The organism is Aeromonas sp. 11P, from assembly GCF_051920165.1.
In the GTDB taxonomy this organism is placed as follows: domain Bacteria; phylum Pseudomonadota; class Gammaproteobacteria; order Enterobacterales; family Aeromonadaceae; genus Aeromonas; species Aeromonas veronii.
Genome location: NZ_JBQBDJ010000004.1, coordinates 1,478,863 through 1,498,765, shown reverse-complemented (window position 1 = coordinate 1,498,765; position 19,903 = coordinate 1,478,863). Strand labels below are relative to the sequence as shown.

At 57.9% G+C, this 19,903-nt stretch carries 16 protein-coding genes; 6 read left to right on the top strand and 10 right to left on the bottom strand.

Annotated elements, in window-relative coordinates; genetic code table 11:
* Positions 1-113: 113 nt before the first annotated feature.
* From ACTG1P_RS06815 to ACTG1P_RS06780, 8 genes are all read right to left on the bottom strand, one after another.
* Entirely contained in the window at positions 114-2,285 is a 2,172-nt protein-coding gene (locus ACTG1P_RS06815) for a Z1 domain-containing protein (protein ID WP_440000832.1), read from the bottom strand.
* 672 nt (positions 2,286-2,957) lie between these two features.
* Positions 2,958-4,070, bottom strand: coding sequence for a choloylglycine hydrolase family protein (locus tag ACTG1P_RS06810; RefSeq protein WP_278172679.1), 1,113 nt, complete (start codon positions 4,068-4,070; stop codon positions 2,958-2,960).
* 665 nt (positions 4,071-4,735) lie between these two features.
* A complete protein-coding gene (gene trpA / locus ACTG1P_RS06805; protein WP_042032437.1) occupies positions 4,736-5,542 on the bottom strand; it encodes a tryptophan synthase subunit alpha in 807 nt (268 codons plus the stop codon).
* Entirely contained in the window at positions 5,539-6,732 is a 1,194-nt protein-coding gene (gene trpB, locus ACTG1P_RS06800; protein WP_005347359.1) for a tryptophan synthase subunit beta, read from the bottom strand. Before trpB ends, trpA begins: the two co-directional genes overlap by 4 nt.
* A 47-nt stretch (positions 6,733-6,779) precedes the next feature.
* Complete coding sequence (gene trpCF, locus ACTG1P_RS06795) at positions 6,780-8,288, bottom strand: bifunctional indole-3-glycerol-phosphate synthase TrpC/phosphoribosylanthranilate isomerase TrpF (protein ID WP_440000831.1); 1,509 nt, start codon at positions 8,286-8,288, stop codon at positions 6,780-6,782.
* Positions 8,288-9,316 carry an anthranilate phosphoribosyltransferase gene (trpD, locus tag ACTG1P_RS06790; protein WP_204477457.1) on the bottom strand — a complete coding sequence of 343 codons (1,029 nt, stop codon included), beginning with the start codon at positions 9,314-9,316 and terminating at the stop codon, positions 8,288-8,290. The genes trpCF and trpD overlap by 1 nt, the downstream gene beginning before the upstream one ends.
* A gap of 10 nt (positions 9,317-9,326) precedes the next feature.
* Positions 9,327-9,944, bottom strand: coding sequence for an aminodeoxychorismate/anthranilate synthase component II (locus tag ACTG1P_RS06785; RefSeq protein WP_013723977.1), 618 nt, complete (start codon positions 9,942-9,944; stop codon positions 9,327-9,329).
* Positions 9,941-11,572 carry an anthranilate synthase component 1 gene (locus ACTG1P_RS06780; RefSeq protein ID WP_440000830.1) on the bottom strand — a complete coding sequence of 544 codons (1,632 nt, stop codon included), beginning with the start codon at positions 11,570-11,572 and terminating at the stop codon, positions 9,941-9,943. Before ACTG1P_RS06780 ends, ACTG1P_RS06785 begins: the two co-directional genes overlap by 4 nt.
* 436 nt (positions 11,573-12,008) lie before the next feature.
* Here ACTG1P_RS06780 and rnm point away from each other — a divergent pair, with 436 nt between their 5' ends.
* The 5 genes from rnm to rluB all read left to right on the top strand — a co-directional run bounded on the left by rnm (position 12,009) and on the right by rluB (position 16,093).
* Positions 12,009-12,890, top strand: coding sequence for an RNase RNM (rnm, locus tag ACTG1P_RS06775; RefSeq protein WP_019445650.1), 882 nt, complete (start codon positions 12,009-12,011; stop codon positions 12,888-12,890).
* Positions 12,891-12,996: 106 nt separating this feature from the next.
* Positions 12,997-13,617 (top strand): L-threonylcarbamoyladenylate synthase, encoded by a 621-nt coding sequence (locus ACTG1P_RS06770; RefSeq protein WP_005338129.1) that lies wholly within the window; start codon positions 12,997-12,999, stop codon positions 13,615-13,617.
* Positions 13,610-14,479 carry a segregation and condensation protein A gene (locus ACTG1P_RS06765; RefSeq protein WP_204477455.1) on the top strand — a complete coding sequence of 290 codons (870 nt, stop codon included), beginning with the start codon at positions 13,610-13,612 and terminating at the stop codon, positions 14,477-14,479. Before ACTG1P_RS06770 ends, ACTG1P_RS06765 begins: the two co-directional genes overlap by 8 nt.
* Positions 14,463-15,035, top strand: coding sequence for an SMC-Scp complex subunit ScpB (gene scpB, locus ACTG1P_RS06760; protein WP_440000829.1), 573 nt, complete (start codon positions 14,463-14,465; stop codon positions 15,033-15,035). The genes ACTG1P_RS06765 and scpB overlap by 17 nt, the downstream gene beginning before the upstream one ends.
* Positions 15,036-15,169: 134 nt before the next feature.
* A complete protein-coding gene (rluB, locus tag ACTG1P_RS06755; protein ID WP_005347347.1) occupies positions 15,170-16,093 on the top strand; it encodes a 23S rRNA pseudouridine(2605) synthase RluB in 924 nt (307 codons plus the stop codon).
* A 153-nt stretch (positions 16,094-16,246) separates the two neighbouring features.
* Here the strand turns inward: rluB and ACTG1P_RS06750 are convergent, their stop codons facing one another.
* A complete protein-coding gene (locus ACTG1P_RS06750) occupies positions 16,247-16,975 on the bottom strand; it encodes a hypothetical protein (RefSeq protein ID WP_440000828.1) in 729 nt (242 codons plus the stop codon).
* A gap of 190 nt (positions 16,976-17,165) precedes the next feature.
* Here ACTG1P_RS06750 and tesB point away from each other — a divergent pair, with 190 nt between their 5' ends.
* Positions 17,166-18,032, top strand: coding sequence for an acyl-CoA thioesterase II (gene tesB, locus ACTG1P_RS06745; RefSeq protein ID WP_005338122.1), 867 nt, complete (start codon positions 17,166-17,168; stop codon positions 18,030-18,032).
* Positions 18,033-18,111: 79 nt separating this feature from the next.
* Here tesB and aceK read toward each other — a convergent pair whose 3' ends face one another.
* Positions 18,112-19,839 (bottom strand): bifunctional isocitrate dehydrogenase kinase/phosphatase, encoded by a 1,728-nt coding sequence (aceK, locus tag ACTG1P_RS06740; RefSeq protein WP_440000827.1) that lies wholly within the window; start codon positions 19,837-19,839, stop codon positions 18,112-18,114.
* Between the last annotated feature and the right edge of the window lie 64 nt (positions 19,840-19,903).

Genomic DNA, 19,903 nt, shown 5'->3' with positions numbered 1-19,903 from the left:
ATTTGTCCTTTATATCGACACAGAACATCCACCTTCCTATGTGCTTACTATGCTGCGGCTTGCTTAGAAAGGTGGGTGTTCTAATTACTTCATTTTGTCTTATGTTAATTCAGCTATTCACTGGTTTGATTGGCATAAATAGCAACTGGAGTGTTGGCTGGGGCCCAGAGTAATGGCCAATAAAAAGGAGCTCCTTTCCAACCTCTTTCTTCATCTCCATTTTGCCTAAATAGCATTAGCATGGGTGAATCTTTTGCTGTTTCTCGTGCTATTTTGCCTTCGGTTGTGGCTGTATCTGGTGTTGCGACATAGCGTGTGTGACTTCCTTCCCCAGCTAAGCGGCTGTTGTTACGGTCAGTGAGCCACAAGCACCAAATTTTACCTGGAGTTGATGAACGTTTATCCAAGTAATCAATAGCTGAGTGCACACTTTGCCAATCAAAGCTGTATCCTTCATCCTCAGCCATGAGAATAACTTCTTCTATTAATGTCAGAATTTCATGGGCCTTAGTTGTTGGGATCAGAAATGGCTCTTTACTCGCGCCACTTGGATGAAGAATAGCTAACATAGTGTCGACTTTGTCAGTGACATCCCTAGTTTTGCCTTTACTATGTGTTTGGAATCCAACAGGTAATAATCTCTTGTGTGGTTTTAGTGTTGTGGTCTCAGTGAGGAGTATTTTGTTGGGGCTGCAAGGAATAACTGAGCCATCTTTAGCTTTTTGGATAAACACAACACCCTGCTCTGGGTTATTCTCTATTGCTTCACGAAGAGCTATGTCACTCTCATGCATACTTCTCATTGCGCTATAAATTGTGGGCTCGGTGTAAAAACGAGTTACAGCTAAATCTTCGTTAGAGCGATATCCGTACATTCTTGAATGTTGAAGCACAGTATCCTGTTGATATCTTGCAGGTTTTCTTCCATAGTAAAATCCAATAAGACGACCAATGGTTATACCTCGATCCAGAATTTGGCCGCCAATAAATATATTCAATGGTGTACGTAGTTTTAGCTGGCCACTATCATCTAGTAGTGACTCAATTTCTTTTTCTGAATTGACCGTGGTAATTAGCAGCTCCCCATCACACAATGCTTCGCGACAACGCTCAAGCACAGCAGGGAATTGCGGCATGAAATATCCCGCCAGGCAAACTGATTTAGCCAAACCATCATATGCATCCCTTACTAGATGTTGAAAAATGTCACTGGTATTTTCAGCAGCAGCCTTAACTTTCTCGCTCAGTTCTTGAATAACTTGCTCTTGCCAGCCATGAGTAGATTTTGATACATCAGTATGAATTAAAAAACTAAATTTTTGATGGCCTTCTTGAGCTTGCTTTGATTGCAACTGACGGATCGCACCACCAACTAAAAAATTCAAAAAGGCAGTTCGTAGTCCTTTTATAGCATTGGAGGTAAGTACATCCTCTAGCTTAAAACGCCGCCTGTCCTGCTGTTTCATAACATGTAATTCTGTTAGTGCAAGAGGATGATAAAGATAACCTGCGACAGTATCCTCTTGCTCTGAGTCAGAAAAATAGTAATCGCTTCCTACATAAGCATCATTTACTGGGACTAACTCGGTAAATGCAGGCTTTACTGGCTTAAAAGTCTCACCATGAATTTCAGTGTTATCTGGTTGCAAATAAAGAGCGTATGGTGTAGCTGTGACTTGTAAAAACGATGCAGCAGTGGCGTAAGTACGTAACTCTTCTAGTTTTACAGCAGTAAGATTAGCATCAATTTCCCCCTGCTGTTTTTTAAAACCCACGCTAGCGTAATCTGCTTCATCGTCAATAAGAAGCACACGCTTTTGTGCCAGTTCAGGATATTTTGTCGAAAAAATATGGACTAGTTTCTCTAAATTATCCTTTTGCTTCTTAGCTACTAAGATGATCTTTTTCTTCAGTTCATAACCAACTAACTCCGTTGGCATATGCATGATGTCAAATACCAAGACATCGTCTTGTTCACAAAAAGGCTTGAACTCTCTCTGAATTCTCTGTTGGGTCTGCTTGGATAAGGCTTTAGTGCCCTTTGTCAGGATGACTGATATATCATAATTATTATCGAAGGCAAGCCCAATAATAGCCATGAAAGTTTTAGTTTTTCCTGATTGAATTTTACCCAGCAACATACCAGGATGATCACCCTGAGTTTTATGACGGTTTAACTTAATAACTGTAGACTCAATACATCTACGTTCACTATCGGTATAAGGAAATTGAGCAGATTTAAGAAAATGCTTATAGAAAGCACCATTGATTATTAAGTTTTCCATAAAACCTCTTTTTATAAAGATAAATGTATTAGCTGATTATTTTGCTCTCAGTTAGCTCTATTTATAAATATCGTATGTTGGGTTAAAAATCGTAGGTTGATGCTGAACGAAGTGAAGCCCAACGTTTACCGAGAATATATCTGTAAATCTGTTTTACCGGTCTACCACATCCTTGTTTAGCCAGATCCGGTTGGCGCAATAATACTCGCCTGTTGGGCTTTGCTACACGCTGCACCAACCTACAAAAAACCACGCTACCGCCCCTGAGTGACAGCTCCCAGACCACTGCTTTTAACCTGCGAGATAGCAACAATCGCTGTCATGGCGTTCTTCCGAGAGGTTGATTGTCATTCGGGTATCTTAAGGGGGCTGGTGGTGCGTTGAGAAGCGTGTTTTGGCGGGAATATGTGTTGGATCAATAAATTAGTCATTAGGGCGTGTGCTGAGTGAGCAACTTGCCTGGCTGGAAATGCACATTCCCCCTCACCCCAGCCCTCTCCTAGAGGGATAGGGGGCAAACAGTCGGGAGCGGTTAGCGGGGGCAAACGAGAAATGGAAAAGGGAGCCGGTCAGGCTCCCTTTTGTATGATTATGCGAATGGGCATATCAGGACTATAAAAACGCTGCCTCCCATCTTTTTATGCGCTGGCGATGTAGCACGCGATTGGCTGACTACTTCGTTATCGGCGTCACGTCTTCGATATCTTGGGCCTTTACTCTGTCGAGGGGAATAAGCACCGGCTCGCGCAACGAAGCGAAATCAATCTTGCTTACATCGATTGTTCGCACCCGTCTGTTGTGCTGGGTGTGGTAATACAAGGCTCTGTTCTTCGTATCATAGATAGTCGTCCAAATGGTGGAACTGCGCATATCCTTGGTCGTTGCTTCGCCTTCACCCTCGGCGGAACCGAGTGGCAAGTTGAAATTGTCCAGCATGCGAAACAGTTCATATACCGTCTCCTGCCCTGTTGGTGTGGGACGTGCCGTCTGCGAGAAAGCCACTGCCCGAACGAACCGCGACGGAGGAGTGTTATCGCCGGGCAGCCCAATCATCCCGCTTCCGCCACCCAAGGGGGCAAAGTCCATCTCCTCAATCTTCTTCGCCGGTAGGGCTACCTTCGACAGGTTGAGATAGTTGCGCAGGTTGGTGATGTGCCAGTCATAGTTCGGTGCGTTGGTGATCACGCCAAGTGGCGCATCGAAGATGACGAGTTCGCCCTTCACATATTCGATTACGATGGCTTTGCCGCTGGGCTCGGTGACGATGAAATGTGCCGGAGGAGCAAAACCAAGAGATGGGGCGACCACTGGTGTTACACGAACCTTGGCGAGCGCCGCCTTGGCCTCATCCACAGTCGCAGTGGTCGAGAGCAGATAGGAAATGACATCACCGGGACCTATGCTCACGTTGGCTTTGGCGGGGTCATACATTTGATATTCGGTGAAGCCTGGAAGGTAGAAGCCATTGACGGCAAGGCCCTTCTCATTCATACCGTCGAGAATAAGGCCCTCACCCATAGCCGGGGCATCAAGGCCGATAAATCCATGCTGCACTTTCCAGCTAAGACCGGATTTATGATCAGGTGTATTACCCGTAAATTGATGTCCACGAGGGATGATTACCGCCCTGGAGTGCAGATCGAACGTGCCCCATTCCATCGTGCGGCCAAAAACGACCGCCCCGTCTTGAGCCTTCAGGGTAATCCCCGTGCAGGCATCGGCAACGGGTGTCATCGCGAATGTAGCCAATGCAGAAAGCGAGGCTATGAGTTTTTTGGTGATCATGTATTCCGCCTTTGGTCTGAGTTAACTGTGCTGGTTAGGGCAAATAGAGATGATTCGTTGGCTAACCATGATGAGATGGAGGGCGCTACTCATGCGCTAGCAGAGTCTTCCATATCCCCCCGCTCTGTCCTGATAGCTGCCACCAAATAATGACATCATGACATGACCAACCCGTCTCTGATTGCCAGATCTATTCGCTTGCCTTCTTCTGTTTGCTCAAGGATTTCACCGGCATAACAACAGAGCGCATGAGCCGGCGATGGCGAGTATCTGCAAGGTTATCGCCCCTGAGACGGCTTCCCGATTTGCTGCTTTTCACCTGCGAGATATCAACCATTGCTGCCATGACGCTCTTTCGGGAGCTTGATTGTCGTTTGGCTATCTTATGGGCGGGTATGGCGTGTTGAGAAGGGGGTCTTGGCGGGAATCTGTGCTGGATCAATAAATTAGTTATCGGTTGGAGGGCAACTCATTTGGCAGAGAATGTAATGCTGCCCTCACCCCAACCCTCTCCCGGAGGGAGAGGGTGCAACACACAGGGAGCAGCAAGCGGCGAGTAGCGATAAAAAGAGAGGGAGCCGGTCAGGCTCCCTTTCTCATGGTTATGGCGTGGTTATGCGAACTGGCAGATCAGGGTCACAGACAGTTGACCCCATTATCCAACCTTAGCGGTTGGTCGCGGCCTTCATCCCTTCCACAAACTCCTTCAGACGAGTCAGCATATGTTCCGGGTTCTGGTGGTGGGTCTCGATGATTTTCACCACGGCGGAGCCGGAGATGGCACCGGCGGCGCCCGCGGCGATGGCTTCACGCACCTGCGCCGGTTCGCTGATGCCAAAGCCGAGCAGGGCGGGAGGGGCGTTGAACTCGCGCAGGGTATTGATGAGACCTTCCACCGGCATGCCGGCCTTGGTCTCGGCGCCGGTGACGCCGGCGCGGCTCACCAGATAGGTGTAACCATTGCCAAGCTCCGCCACCTGTTTCAGGGTCTCGGCGTCGCCATTGGGCGGGGCGATAAAGATGCTGTCGATGCCAAACTTGTCGGCGGCCGCCTTGTAGGGGGCGCACATCTGCACCGGCACGTCGGCGACCAGCACTGAATCTACGCCCGCCTGCTGGCACTTCTCGTAGAAGCCGTCAATTTTGCGCACATAGACCAGGTTGGCGTAGACCAGCAGGCCGATGGGTAGCTGCGGGTACTTGGCGCGGATGCGGCCAAGCAGCTCGAAACAGTCGTCCGGGGTGGTGTGGCTGGCAAAGGCCCGCAGGGCGGCGCCCTGAATAGTGGGGCCGTCCGCTACCGGATCGGAGAAGGGAATGCCGAGTTCGAGGGCATCGGCGCCCCCTGCGACCAGCGCATCGACGATGGCCAGCGACAATTCGGGGGTGGGGTCACCCAGCATCACGAACGGCACAAAGGCGCCCTGATTGGCCGCGTCCAGACGGGAGAAGAGTTGTGCGTAACGGTTCATGACAAGGTTCCTTCTTTTTCAAAGATGTCGGCAACGGTGAAGATATCTTTGTCGCCACGGCCGGAGAGGTTGACGATGAGCACCTGCTCTTTTTCCGGTTCACTGCGGGCCATCTTGAGGGCGTGGGCCAGCGCGTGGGAGGACTCCAGCGCGGGTATGATGCCTTCGGATTTGGCCAGCTCCTGGAAGGCGTCCAGCGCCTCCTTGTCGGTCACCGAGGGGTACTCGGCGCGGCCGATGGCGGCCAGGTGGGCGTGCTGCGGGCCGACGGAGGGGAAATCCAGCCCCGCCGAGACGGAGTAGGACTCCTGAATTTGGCCCTGATTGTCCTGCATCAGGTAGGAGTGCATGCCAAAGAAGACCCCCTTGCTGCCGTGACCGAGCGGCGCGCCGTGCTCGCCACTCTCGATGCCGTGACCACCCGGCTCGACCCCGATGAGGCGCACCGACGGCTCATCGATAAAGTCGGCAAACATGCCGATGGCGTTCGAGCCGCCACCGACACAGGCGATCACCGCATCGGGCAGTCGCTCTTCCTTCTCGAAGCACTGGGCCTTGGCCTCTTCGCCGATCATCTTCTGGAACTCCCGCACGATAGTGGGGAAGGGGTGCGGGCCGGCGGCGGTGCCGAGCAGGTAGTGGGCCGACTCGTAGTTGGCGGCCCAGTCACGCAGCGCCTCGTTGCAGGCATCTTTGAGGGTGGACGAGCCTGAGTGTACCGGAATGACGGTAGCGCCCATCAGCTTCATGCGAAATACGTTCGGTTTCTGGCGCTCGCAATCCTTGGCGCCCATATAGACCCGGCACTTGAGGCCGAGCAGGGCGCAGGCCAGCGCGGTCGCCACGCCATGCTGACCGGCACCGGTCTCGGCGATGATCTCGCTCTTGCCCATCCGCTTGGCCAGCAGCGCCTGACCCAGCACCTGGTTGGTCTTGTGGGCGCCGCCGTGCAGCAGATCTTCACGCTTCAGATAGAGGCGGGTCTTGGTGCCCTTGGTCAGATTGCGGGTCAGGGTGAGCGGGGTCGGGCGACCAGCATACTCGGTCAGCAGGGACTGAAACTCGGCGATAAAGGCCGGATCATCCTTGGCATCGACGAAGGCTTTCTCCAGCTGGAGCAGGGCCGGGATAAGGATTTGGGGTACATACATACCGCCAAATTCACCGAAAAACGGGTTGAGCAGGGTCATGGCTTCTTCCTTGTATTAGCTAAATCGAAACATCAAAAAGGGTTGCGTTACAGGTTGCGCAGTGCGTCGAAGGCGGCTGCTATCTTGTGCGCATCCTTCTGGCCCGGGGCACTTTCCACCCCGGAGTTGAAATCAAGGCCGAGGCAGCCTACTTGCGCCGCCTGCAGGGCGTTGTCGGGATTGAGGCCACCCGCCAGCATCAACTTGCTCTTGTCGAGCGTGGCCAGCAGGGCCCAGTCAAATGCCTGACCGGTACCGCCGCTCTGGCTGCCGACCGCAGTTTTCACGACAGTATCGAGCAGCAGACGATCGGCCGGGTAGTCGAGGGCAGGCAGCGGTTCGCCACTTGTGACTCCAACTGCCTTCCAGATCTGGCAGCCAGCCGGCAGCAGTGGGCGCAGAGTATCGATATAGGCAGCATCTTCATCCCCGTGCAGCTGCACCGCGGCGAGCCCCAGCGCATCCACTGTCTTGGCGATGGTGGCGGGCTGGGCGTTGCGAAATACCCCGACATAGGCGAGCGGCGCACCCGCCATCACGGCGCGGGCGGCGGGGATGTCCACATAGCGCGGGCTTTTGGAAACAAAGATCAGGCCACCGAACACCGCGCCCGCCTGATGGGCGACGGCGGCATCTTCGGCACGGGTCAGGCCGCACACCTTGTTCTGGCCCAGTACCAGCTTGCGCACTGCGGCTTCCAGATCCGGCTCGGCCATCAGGGATGAGCCCACCAGAAAGCCCTTGGCGTGGTGGCGCAGATCCGCCACCTGAGCGCGGTGGTTGATGCCGGATTCGCTGATCACCACCCGATCGCCCGGAATATCTTTAGCCAGCTGTTTGGTGCGGTTCAGATCGACGCTCAAATCGCGCAGATCCCGGTTGTTGATGCCAATCACCGGCGCGCCCAACGCGATGGCCCGGGTCAGCTCCTCCTCGTTGCTCACTTCGGTGAGCACGCCCAGACCCAGCTCCTTGGCCACCGCGAACAGGGCGCGATAGCCCTCGTCGGTGAGCACCGAGAGCATCAGCAGGATGGCGTCCGCCTGATAGTGGCGGGCCAGATAGACCTGATAGGGGTCAATCATAAAATCCTTGCAGAGCACCGGCTGCGATACGCGGCTGCGCACCCGCGGCAAAAAGGCGAAATCCCCCTGAAAGAACTTCTCGTCGGTCAGCACCGAGATGGCGGTGGCGTATTTGCCATAGATATCGGCGATGGCCTCCGGGCTGAAATCGTCGCGGATCAATCCCTTGGAGGGGGAAGCCTTCTTGCACTCCAGAATAAAGCGGGTGGAGCCCGCCTTGAGCGCCCCGACGAAATCCCGATCGCTTGGGGTCAGCGCGCTCTGGAAGCTCTCCAGCGGTTGGGCCAGCTTGCGGGCGGCAACCCACTCCTGTTTGGCCGCCACGATCTTGCCGAGGATGGTCTGGCTGATGGAGGCCATGTTCAGAAATGCATGGGGGGCAATAAGGTCTGACATCTCGTTATCCTTGCGAAACTGGCTCTTGCCCTGCGGGCGTTCTGAATGACTGCTGTGCAACGTAGTGGCTGACATCATGCCTCCTGATGGCCCGCATCCTGATGGCTTAAAGTGGCGAGCCGAGCAGCCAGATCCGCTGCCTTGCCGCTCGCCAGCACTGCCAGCACCTCGGCCGCTGCGCTCTTGAGGTCTGTCGCCTTGCCCGCCATCAGCAGCAGCGGAGCCACATTGGCGGCGATGGCGGCGTTGTGGGCCGGGGTGCCACGCCCTTCCAGAATGGCGGCGGTGATGGCGCGGTTCTCTTCAGGCTCTCCGCCCTGAATTGCGCTGACCGGGTAGGTCTCGAGGCCAAAATCAGCCGGGGTGAGCAGAAACTCGCGGATCTCGCCGTCACGGATCTGGGCCACCTGGGTTGGGCCGTGAATGGCAATCTCGTCGAGCCCGGCGCCGTGAACCACCATACCGGTTTTCAGCCCCAGTGCCAGCAGGGTTTCTGCGATGGGACGCACCAGCTCGGGGGCATAGACCCCCATCAGCTGATAGGTGGGGCGAGCGGGGTTGATAAGCGGCCCCAGCACGTTGAACAGAGTACGGGTCTTGAGGGCTTGGCGCACCGGCATGGCGTGGCGCACCCCGGCGTGATACTGGGGGGCGAACAGGAAGCAGATGCCGAGCTCGTCCAGACAGCGGCGCGCCTGCGCAGGGCTCATGTCGAGCTTGATGCCCATTTTGTCGAGCAGATCGCTTGAACCCGACTTGCTCGAGACCGAGCGGTTGCCGTGCTTGGCCACTTTCAGGCCGCAGGCGGCGGCGACCAGCGCCGAGGTGGTGGAGACGTTGATGGTGTTGAGGCCATCGCCCCCGGTGCCGACGATGTCGCAGAACTCGTAATCCGGACGCGGGAAGTCGCGCGCTTCCGCCAAGAGCGCCTCGGCGGCGCCGGCGATCTCCTCCGGGGTCTCCCCCTTGATCTTGAGGGCAGTCAGCAGGCTTGCGAGCACGATGGGGTCCACTTCGCCACGTACCACCTGACCGAAGGCGTCGCGGGTACTTTCACGGCTCAGAGACTGACCCTGATAGAGGGTGTTGAGATGTTGATGCATGTTGGTCTCCTTACCGCACACTGCTTTCTGGACGGGTGATATGGGCGAGCGCCTGAGTCAGCAGACGGGCCCCTTCCGAGGTCATGATGGATTCCGGGTGGAACTGGAAGCCCAGTACCCGCTCATCCTGCTGCTCGATGGCCATGGGCATGCCCTGATAGTGGGCAATCACCGTCAGCTCTTCCGGTACATAGGTGGCGACCAGCGAGTGGTAGCGGGCCACCGGCAGCGGGCTCGGCAGACCAGCGAAGGCACCGTGGCCGTTGTGCTCAATCAGGGAGCGCTTGCCGTGGACAATTTCGCCTGCCGCGCCGACGGTGCCGCCGTAGGCTTCGCACAGAGCCTGATGGCCGAGACAGATGCCCAGGATGGGCACCTGACCGCGGGCCAGTTTGATCAGATCAATCAGGCAACCCGCTTCGTGGGGGGCACCCGGGCCCGGCGAGAGCACCAGCACGGCGTCCCCTTCGCAGGCGGCGATCTCGCTCATGATGCGGCTCGCCGGCAGGCTGTTGCGGTAGATCCGCACCGGATAACCGAGGGAGCGGAACTGATCGACGAGGTTGTAGGTAAATGAATCGAAGTTGTCGAGCAGGAAGATATTAGTGGCTGTTGATCCGGTACTCATTGGCTCACGTCCTTATGTTGCTCCTGCTGGGCGCTCAGGGCTTGCAGGGAGGTGCCATGGCTGGCTGCGATGGCGGCCAGTACGGCGGCCGCCTTGGCGCGGGTCTCGTCCGCTTCGGCCTGGGGCTTGGAGTCATAGACCACCCCGGCACCAGCCTGTACATGGGCCACGCCATCTTTCACGAAAGCCGAGCGGATGACGATGCAGGTATCCATCTCGCCTGCGCCGTTGATGTAGCCGACCGCGCCGCCGTAGCTGCCGCGGCGTTTGCCTTCCACCATGCGAATAAGCTCGCTGGCGCGGATCTTCGGTGCGCCTGTGAGGGTGCCCATGTTCATGCAGGCCTGATAGGCGTGCAGGGCGTCAAGATCCGAGCGCAAGGTGCCGACCACCTTGGAGACCAGATGCATCACGTGGCTGTAGCGATCCACTTTCAGCAGCTCTTTGACGTAGCGGGTACCGGGCTCCGAGATGCGGGCGATGTCGTTGCGCCCCAGATCCACCAGCATCAGGTGCTCGGCCACCTCTTTTTCGTCCTGACGCAGTTCCAGCTCGATGCGGCCATCGAGATCCCGGTTGATGCTGCCATCCGGGTTGAAGCCGCGGCGGCGGGTACCGGCGATGGGGTACATCTCCACGTCGCGGCTGGCGGCGCAGAATTTCACCGCGCTCTCCGGCGAGGCGCCAAACAGTGTGAAGCCCTCATCCTGCACGTAGAACATGTAGGGGCTGGGGTTGGTCTGTTTGAGGCGGCGATAGGCGGCCAGGGGGCTTGGGCAGGGCAGGGAGAAGCAGCGGGATGGCACCACCTGGAAGATGTCGCCACGGCGGATAAAGCCCTTGAGCTTCTCCACCTCGGCGCAGAACTGCTTGTCGCTCTTGTCCACGCTCATGCCACCGGTCAGGGGCTGGGTGGTCAGCTCGGCGCAGAGGGGTTGCTGGCAAATCTGTTTGAAGTCGGTGAGCCGTTCGGTCAGGCGGGTGTATCTGTCTTCCACCAGGCTTTCGTCGCAATCGCCGCCGAAGATGCAGGCCAGCAGTTGAGTGGTGCGCTCGATATGATCGATGGTGATCAGGGTCTCGGCCACGTAGAAGCAGTAGTCGGGGCAGTCGTTGCTCCCCTCCGGCACTTCAGGCAGATCTTCAAATGAGGCGATCAGGTCGTAGGCAAAGCTGCCCGCCATAAACAGCGCTTCTTTGCCGAGCTGGCAATCAAGCTCCCGCTGCAGGGTGCGCAGCACGTCCAGCACGCTGCTCCCCTTGAGGCGGGAATCTTCGTCCAGCTCCCGATCGGAGGCCGGGAAGTCGAGTTGCAATTCGCCATCTATCAGCGAGCGGGCCACCACCACGGGCAGCCGCTCGGCCAGCAGGCTCTGCAACTGGGCGCCGTTGTCGTTCAGGCTGCGTACCCGCACGGTGCGACCACGGCACTCGATGCGCAGGCAGGCATCCACCAGCAGCAGGCTCTGTTTGCCTGCCTTGGAGTCGATCTCCACCGATTCCAGCAGCAGGTTGTTGGGGCGGCCCTGACAGAGACGGGTATAGAGTGCCAGCGGATCGGCCACATAGGGGGCGTTGAGCTTGAGGGTATCGAATTCACCCAGAGGAAGGCGATGTGTGGCTGTCATAGTGCGTTCCCTTGCGTGTGATGCTTTTTACCGATGTTCATGACGTTGAATTCCTTAGAAATTTAATTGGTCCGGGGTGGCTGGTTCAGGGGCGCCATCGCCAGGTCAGCTTGCTTGTCTGAATTCTCGGTTTCATCACAGGTCCATTTGCCGGATAATAAAAAAGCCCGCTGGGGTCAGCGGGCTTTTTCTTTGGGTTCTTAATTTGCTGTCAGATTACAGGTACAGCAACGACCACACGCCCGCATGTCAGGGAGTGTGCCACCACCAGATGGTCAGGATGGAAGTCGTTTGCATGATAAAGTCCTGTAAAAAGATGTTTGCAATGAAGTGCCTACAGAAAACGATAAAGCCGCGGCCAAGTCAAGTCGCTTTTTAGCCTTCTTTCACCGATTTGCCATGAATGGTGACCTGACCACGAGAGCGGAATAACCTGATGAGATTCGATCTTCACTGCCATACCACTGCCTCCGACGGGGTGCTGAGCCCAGCCGAACTGGTGCGCCGCGCCGCCGAGAAACAGGTCGAGGTGTTAGCAGTTACTGACCACGATACCCTCGCCGGGCTTGATGAGGTGCGCCGCACTATCGAAGCCGAGCAACTGCCGCTGCGACTGGTAAGCGGGGTCGAGATCTCCACCGGCTGGGAGCATCACGAGATCCATATCGTGGCGCTGGGGGTGGATGAAAAAAATCCGCAGTTGACCGACTTTCTGGCCGGTCAGCTGGCGCGCCGTGAGGCGCGCGCGCTGGAAATCGGGCGTCGTCTGGAGAAGTGCCTCATCCCCGGCACCTATGAAGAGGCCAAGGCGCTCGCCGGCGATGCTGCCGTGACCCGTGCCCACTTTGCCCGGGTGCTGGTGGCACGCGGGGTGGCCGACAACATGCAGAAGGTATTCAAAAAGTACCTGAGCCGTGGCAATAAAGGCTATGCCCCGGCCGAGTGGCCCGAGATGAGCGAAGCCATCGCTGCCATTCACGCCGCCGGTGGGCTGGCGGTGCTGGCCCACCCCAGCCGTTACGATCTCACCGCCAAGTGGATCAAGCGGCTGCTGGTGGCCTTCAAGGCGGCCGGTGGCGATGCCATGGAGGTGTCATTGCCCCAGCAGAGCCCGCAGGAGCGGGCCAATCTGGGCCAGTGGGCCAAGGATCACGACCTCTATATCTCGGTGGGATCGGATTTTCACTTCCCCTCCAACTGGACCGAGCTGGGCCGCCACCTCTGGCTGCCCAAAGAGGGGATGCCCGTCTGGTTGGCCTATCCCGGTCACTTCGGGCTCACCACCGAACAGCATGCCGAGCTGCTGGCAAGCCGGTAACGGCGCCAGCGAAGCAGCCACAAACAGGTTAAGGTAGTGTCATGGGTCTTTGGCCCGTGACCATACGAGCGGGCAGGTATTGCTGCCCCCATTGCGAGAACAAGCTATGAGTCAGCATTTTTACGTACATCCTGAAAACCCCCAGGCCCGTCTGATCGGTCAGGCGGTACAGATCATCCAGAACGGCGGCGTCATCGTCTATCCGACCGACTCCGGTTATGCGCTGGGTTGCCAGATGGGTGACAAGGGCGCGCTGGAGCGCATCTGCCGCATCCGTCGCCTCGACGCCAACCACGATTTCACCCTGGTGTGCCGCGATCTCTCCGAGATCTCCACCTACGCCAAGGTCGACAACAGCGCGTTTCGCCTGATCAAGAACAACACCCCGGGCGCCTACACCTTCATCTTCAAGGCGACCAAAGAGGTGCCGCGCCGCCTGATGAACGAGAAGAAGAAGAGCATCGGCATCCGGGTGCCGGACAACAAGATTGCCCAGGCGCTCTTGGAAGCCCTCGGCGAGCCGCTGCTCTCCACCACATTGATCCTGCCGGACTCCGAGATGGCCGAGTTTGACCCGGAAGAGATCTTCGACAAGCTGGGCAAGCAGATTGATCTGGTGGTCAACGGTGGTTATCTGGGCGAGCAGCCCACCACAGTGGTCGATTTCTCTGACGACGAGCCGGTATTGCGTCGTCGCGGCGCCGGAGATCCAACCCCGTTTGAGTGATGTCGCTGAACCGGTGACAGTCCCTTCCGCCGAGACGGGGGCTGGCGCCGCGCTACCCATCGCGAAAGTCCTGGGGCAGCCCTATCACGAGCTGCCCCAAGACCTGTTCATCCCGCCCGATGCGCTGGAGGTGTTCCTCGATACCTTCGAGGGACCGCTCGATCTGCTGCTCTACCTCATCCGGCGTCAGCAGCTCGATATCCTCAACCTGCCAATCCTGCAGATCACCGCCCAGTACATGGAGTACGTGGAGCTGATGCAGGGGCTTAATCTTGAGCTGGCAGCCGAATATCTGCTGATGGCGGCCTGGCTCGCGGAGATCAAATCCCGCCTGCTGCTGCCGAAGGCGCCGGAGCTGGAGGATGAAGATGAGGGGGAAGACCCGCGGGTGACGCTTATTCGCCGCCTGCAGGAGTACGAGCGTTACAAGGTAGGGGCGGAGAGGGTCAATGAGCTGCCTCGGGTGGAGCGGGAGATTTATATCGCCACCGCCTTGCCCCCCGATTTTGGCGCCCTCAAGCCACTGGCGCCCGATGTTTCGCTGGTTGAGCTCGCCCTTTACATGCAAAGTGTGGTAAAACGCGCGACTCATTTCGAACATCACCAGATCCGCCGCGAACAGATCCCGACCCGGGTGCGCATGGCGGAGATCCTCGCCATGCTCACGTTGGGGCAGACCCTGCGCCTTGAGCAGGTGCTGCGCGCCGAAGAGGGGCGCATGGGTGTACTGGTGACGTTTCTGGCCCTGCTGGAGCTGTGCAAGGAGCAACTGATCTGGATCCTGCAGGCTGAACCACTCGGCCCAATCCATTTCGCATTGGCCGAGCAGAGCGAGGAGGGCAACCGTGGCGCTGCCCACTGAACGACTCAAGACCTTGATCGAAGCTGCGCTGTTTGTGGCCGGTCGTCCGCTCAATGTCAGCGAGCTGAAAAGCAGCGTGCTGGCCGATTATCCGGTGACCAGTCGCTATGTTCAGCTGCTGTTGGCCGAGATCAGGCAAGATTACAGCTCGCGGGGCGTCGAACTCAAAGAGGTCGCCTCCGGCTGGCGCTTTCAGGCGCGTCAGGAGTATGCCGAAGAGCTCTCGCGGCTCTGGAGCGAGCGGGCGCCGCGCTATTCGCGCGCCGTGATGGAGACGTTGACCCTGATCGCCTATCGCCAACCCATCACCCGGGCCGAGATCGAAGCGATCCGCGGGGTGGCGGTGTCGAGCCAGATAGTGAATACCCTGAAAGAGCGTGGCTGGGTGCGCAGCATCGGCCACAAAGAGGTGGCCGGTCGCCCCGAGCTGCTCGCCACCACCAGAGAGTTTCTGGATTACTTTAATCTGCAGAGTCTGGAGCAGCTCCCCGAGCTGGATCCGGAGCTGCAACCCCTGTTGCCCTTTGCGGTGGACGGGGAGAACGATGCCCGGTGAATGGCACCCAAGTGTGCCGATGTCACCGAGATATACATTTTTCAACTGTGGCGAGTGCTCCAACCGGCGTTTGTTACAGTTAACCCCGTTGCCCCTTTTACCAGTGGGCAGCGATCAACAATCAGGTAACCCCGATGAGTGAAAAACTGCAAAAAGTGTTGGCCCGCGCGGGTCACGGCTCCCGTCGTGAGATGGAGGCCCTGATCACCGCAGGTCGGGTCAGTGTGGATGGCAAGGTCGCCACACTGGGGGATCGCGTCGAAGTGAACGCCGTGATCCGGGTGGATGGTCACCAGGTCAAGACCCGTGCCGCAGAGGAAGTGATCTGCCGCGTACTGGCTTACCACAAGCCGGAAGGGGAGATGTGTACCCGTCACGATCCGGAAGGTCGTCCCACCGTGTTTGATCGTCTGCCCAAGATGGAAGGTGCCCGCTGGATTGCGGTCGGCCGCCTCGACGTCAACACCTCCGGTCTGTTGTTGTTCACCACCGACGGTGAGCTGGCTAACCGCCTGATGCACCCGAGCCACGAAGTGGAGCGGGAATACGCGGTGCGTGTCTTTGGCGAAATCACCGAAGCCATGCTGCAGCGTCTGCGCAAGGGCGTGCAGCTGGAAGATGGCACCGCCAAGTTCAACAAGATCAAACCGGCTGGCGGTGAGGGTCTGAACCAGTGGTTCAACGTCACCCTGACCGAAGGTCGCAACCGTGAAGTGCGCCGCCTGTGGGAATCCCAGGAAGTGCAGGTAAGCCGCCTGATGCGTATCCGCTACGGCGACGTCAAGCTGGATCGCGGCATCCCGCGCGGCGGCTGGCAAGAGCTGAAATTGCCGGAAGTGAACTACCTACGCGGTCTGGTCAACCTGCCGCCGGAGACCGAATCCAAGGTCGATCTGCAGCAAGATGGCAAAACCAGCCGTCACAAGCAGGCCGCCCAGATCCGTCGCGCTGTGCAGCGTCACAAAGAGATGCAGGGCAAAGAGCCCCGCGCTCGCGCCACCACCGCCCGTCGCAAGCCACAAGCTTCTACCCGCAACTCCGGTACCGGCAGCAAGTAAGCTGATAGCCTGTTGCGTACTGAACGCTGTTCAAGTGCTCAGTCGGCCAAGCAAAGGCCCGCACCAACTGGTGCGGGCCTTTTTCATCTCTAGCGGGTGACCTCCAGCTGCAGGCTGGCTCTGGTCATGTGGCAATGATTGCTCTCACACTCCTCAGTTGGCCGGTGTCATCCACTCTTTGTTGAAGTCACGGATAAACATCTCTCCCTCTTTGTTGCGGGCGGTGACCAGATAGAAGGTGACGTTCTGGCGAAACAGCGAGAGACGGTAGAGGGCGGCGTTGTCCTCCTCCGAGAGGTTCTTTTTCGAGGTGTCGTTGATGGGCACCAGGTCGACTTTGCCCTTTTTCAGTAGTTCGACACACTGGTTGAGGCGGTTGGTGGTTCTGACGATCAGATTCTGCTCGATGGTCACCCGCTCGATGGCATCGGAGAACCACCCCTTGGGCACGCAGGCGGTTTTCTGCTGCCAGGGCGGGGATTCCAGCCCCTTCTTGTCGGGCGTGGTGTACCAGGACTGGATATCGAAGGCGATGGGGGTACTGAACAACAGGGTGTTGCTGCGCTCGTTGGTCCAGGTAAAGGGGAAGGCGGCGATGGCGTTGCCCAGTTCGATGTTTTTAAGTCCTCTCGGCCAGGGTTGGTAGGAGAACCGCAGATCCGGGTGGCCCGCCGCTTTGAGGGTGGTGAGCACCTTGCTTGCCAGCTCGCCGCCATTGGCCAGCGTCGCTGAAGAGTAGGGGGGCAATTCGCCGGTGATAATTACCGCGCTCTGCACCGTGGCGGCCGGGAGCAGCGAGAGAGCAAACAGGGTGGCAAGAAAGCGAAGGGACGAGCGGAGGTGATAAGTGGCAGAGGGCGTGACCGGATAACGGATGTGCATGGCGGGTGACCTCACCTCTATCGATTGCTGACAGCGTAGCGGTTCTGGCAGGGAAAAAACAGACTCGATAAATGCTGTTGGTCGCGGCGTATGGCCCTTGGCGTTCCCTTTGGCGGGCGGAAGGGGTTGTGGCGGTTGCTCTGCTCCGGTGAGCTTGTTAGCCTGTGCAGCTCTGATAGAGGAGTGAACGATGAGCAAGGTACTTGATGAGCTGCTGGCGTTGCTGGCGCTGGAAAAAATCGAGGAGGGCCTGTTTCGGGGCCAGAGCCAGGATCTCGGTCTGCGGGCCGTGTTTGGCGGACAGGTAATGGGGCAGGCCTTGTCAGCCGCCAAGCAGACGGTCGAGACCGGCCGTCAGGTTCACAGTTTTCACTCCTACTTCCTGCGTCCGGGGGATGTGACCCGTCCCATCGTCTATGACGTGGAGAATATCCGTGACGGCCAGACCGTCTCCACCCGTCGGGTCAAGGCGATTCAGGGCGGCAAGCCCATCTTCTATCTCAACGCCTCGTTTCAGGTGCCGGCCGACGGTTTCGAACATCAGGCGCAGATGCCCACCGGCATCACCCCGCCGGAGGAGCTCAAGAGCGAGCTGGAGCTGGTGCGCCCCTACGAGAACCTGATCCCGGCCTCCCTGCGGGACAAGATCCTCTGCGAGCAGCCCATCGAGATGCGCCCGGTGACGCTGGTCGACCCTATTCGTCCGACGGTGCAGGATCCGGTGCGCCACGTCTGGTTCAAGGCCAACGGTCAGATGCCGGACGATCTGCGGGTGCACAAATACCTGCTGGCCTACGCCTCCGACTTCAACTTCCTGCTCACCTCGCTGCAGCCGCACGGGGTGTCCTACTGGGAGCCGGATATGCAGGTGGCCACCATCGATCACTCCATGTGGTTCCACCGGGATTTCCGCTTCGACGACTGGTTGCTCTACGTGGTAGACAGCCCGAGCGCCAGCAGCGGTCGCGGTCTGGTGCGCGGTCAGTTCTTCACCCGCGACGGGGTGCTGGTGGCGAGCACCATGCAGGAGGGGGTGATCCGCCGTCGCGGCAGTTAAGGCCTCAAAGCGGATAGCAAAACGGGGTGGCTTTGGCCACCCCGTTTTCGTTGCTGCGATGTGCGCGGGTGCTGCGGGATCAGCCGCCGCGCTGGTACTTGAAGCGCTTCTTGCGCCGGTAGGGATAGACATCCTCGAACACCCCCACCTTGATGTTGCTCTGCAGCATCTTCCAGTAGTTGGCGTCGAACATCTCCTTGTGCAGCTGCAACATGATCTCCCGCACCTGCGGCTTTTGCAGCAGGAAGGTGGCGAACTCCTCGGGGAAGATGTCGTTGGGGGCCACCGAATACCAGGGCTCGGCGCTCCACTCATCCTCGGGGTAGCGCGGCGGCGGGATCTGGCGGAAGTTACACTCCGTCATGTAGCAGATCTCGTCGTAGTCGTAGAAGACCACCCGGCCGTGACGGGTGACGCCAAAGTTTTTGAACAGCATGTCCCCCGGGAAGATGTTGGCCGCCGCCAGCTGTTTGATGGCGTTGCCGTACTCCTCCAGCGCGAGCCGGGTCTGCTGCTCGTCCGCCTTGTCCAGATAGAGGTTGAGGGGGATCATTTTACGCTCGGTGTAGAGGTGCTTGATCACCAGCTTGTCGTCGCTGATGGTGAGGGCCGAGGGCGCCACTGTCTTGAGTTCGGCAAGGAGTTCCGGTGAGATGCGATCCAGCGGAAACTCGAAGTTGGTGAACTCCTGGGTATCGGCCATCCGGCCAACCCGATCGTGCTGTTTTACCAGCCGGTACTTCGCCTTCACCTGCTCGTGGCTCACATCCTTGGGCGGGGTGAACTCGTCCTTGATCACCTTGAACACCACATCGTAGGAGGGGAGGGTAAACACGCTCATTACCATCCCCTTGATGCCGGGGGCGATGATGAACTGATCCCGGCTCTGGGCCAGATGGTGGCGGTAGTGGCGATAGAGCTCGGTTTTGCCGTGTTTCTGGCAGCCGATGGCGTTGTAGATCTCGTAATCGGGCTTGTGGGGCATGATCTGGCGCAGGAAGGCGACAAACAGCGCCGGTTCGCGGGCATAGACCATGAAATAGGCGCGGGCGAAGCCAAAGACGATGGAGGCGAGATCCGGCTCGAAGATGACGGTATCCACATAGATGCTGTGGCCGGTGCTGAGCAGGGGCAGGATAAAGGGGAAAACCTGATCCTTGACCCGGATCAGCCCCACCAGATAGGCCCCCTTGTTGCGGTAGAACACCTCTTTGAGCAGCTCGATGGCAAACGGCTCGTCATGGAGAATATGCGGCCCGTTCTCGGCAAGATGGCGGTGGATGTCGACAATATCCCGCTGCTTGTCCTCGTAGGGTAGGGTGAAACTGTAATCCCCCAAAAGCTGGCTCAAGGTCTGCGGCAAGTGGGCCAGATCGGTGCGATAGATCCGCAGCAGAGAGCTTAAATCCGGTTTTTCGCCACGGCTGACAAAGGGGTGGATATAGAGGTTCTCGTCGCGGATATTGCGATGGCGAAAGATCCGCCGATAGACGGAGTTGAAGAAGGACTCCGCCACCTCGAAGTTGTCACAACGGGGCAGCAGATCGCTGAAGGCACTTTTGACCCGCTTGAGCAGCTCCTGGGTGGCGTGGTGCTTCCCCATCATCTGGCGAATGGAGCTGGCGGTGGCCCCCACATGGTGGTCATAGAGGCGAATACGCTCGCGCCCGGCGAGCTGCACCCCCAGCCAGTCACTGTTCTCGAAGCGGCTCTTGCTGCCCTGGGTTATCTCGAGAAACCGGCTGTAAAACGACTCGAAGCGTTGCAAGATAGTCTCGGCGACGGCCTGTTCCAATGGCTGGTGCATCTCTCTCTTCCTTGTGATCTGTCGGGCCGATAGCGCGAAGGATTGGGTGTAATTTGTCCACACG

What these genes read in the sequence shown, in the direction of transcription:
- ACTG1P_RS06815 (WP_440000832.1), bottom strand. Translation starts at nt 2,285, where the DNA reads ATGGAAAACTTAATAATCAATGGTGCTTTCTATAAGCATTTTCTTAAA.
- ACTG1P_RS06810 (WP_278172679.1), bottom strand. Translation starts at nt 4,070, where the DNA reads ATGATCACCAAAAAACTCATAGCCTCGCTTTCTGCATTGGCTACATTC.
- trpA (WP_042032437.1), bottom strand. Translation starts at nt 5,542, where the DNA reads ATGAACCGTTACGCACAACTCTTCTCCCGTCTGGACGCGGCCAATCAG.
- trpB (WP_005347359.1), bottom strand. Translation starts at nt 6,732, where the DNA reads ATGACCCTGCTCAACCCGTTTTTCGGTGAATTTGGCGGTATGTATGTA.
- trpCF (WP_440000831.1), bottom strand. Translation starts at nt 8,288, where the DNA reads ATGTCAGCCACTACGTTGCACAGCAGTCATTCAGAACGCCCGCAGGGC.
- trpD (WP_204477457.1), bottom strand. Translation starts at nt 9,316, where the DNA reads ATGCATCAACATCTCAACACCCTCTATCAGGGTCAGTCTCTGAGCCGT.
- ACTG1P_RS06785 (WP_013723977.1), bottom strand. Translation starts at nt 9,944, where the DNA reads ATGAGTACCGGATCAACAGCCACTAATATCTTCCTGCTCGACAACTTC.
- ACTG1P_RS06780 (WP_440000830.1), bottom strand. Translation starts at nt 11,572, where the DNA reads ATGACAGCCACACATCGCCTTCCTCTGGGTGAATTCGATACCCTCAAG.
- rnm (WP_019445650.1), top strand. Translation starts at nt 12,009, where the DNA reads ATGAGATTCGATCTTCACTGCCATACCACTGCCTCCGACGGGGTGCTG.
- ACTG1P_RS06770 (WP_005338129.1), top strand. Translation starts at nt 12,997, where the DNA reads ATGAGTCAGCATTTTTACGTACATCCTGAAAACCCCCAGGCCCGTCTG.
- rluB (WP_005347347.1), top strand. Translation starts at nt 15,170, where the DNA reads ATGAGTGAAAAACTGCAAAAAGTGTTGGCCCGCGCGGGTCACGGCTCC.
- ACTG1P_RS06750 (WP_440000828.1), bottom strand. Translation starts at nt 16,975, where the DNA reads ATGCACATCCGTTATCCGGTCACGCCCTCTGCCACTTATCACCTCCGC.
- tesB (WP_005338122.1), top strand. Translation starts at nt 17,166, where the DNA reads ATGAGCAAGGTACTTGATGAGCTGCTGGCGTTGCTGGCGCTGGAAAAA.
- aceK (WP_440000827.1), bottom strand. Translation starts at nt 19,839, where the DNA reads ATGCACCAGCCATTGGAACAGGCCGTCGCCGAGACTATCTTGCAACGC.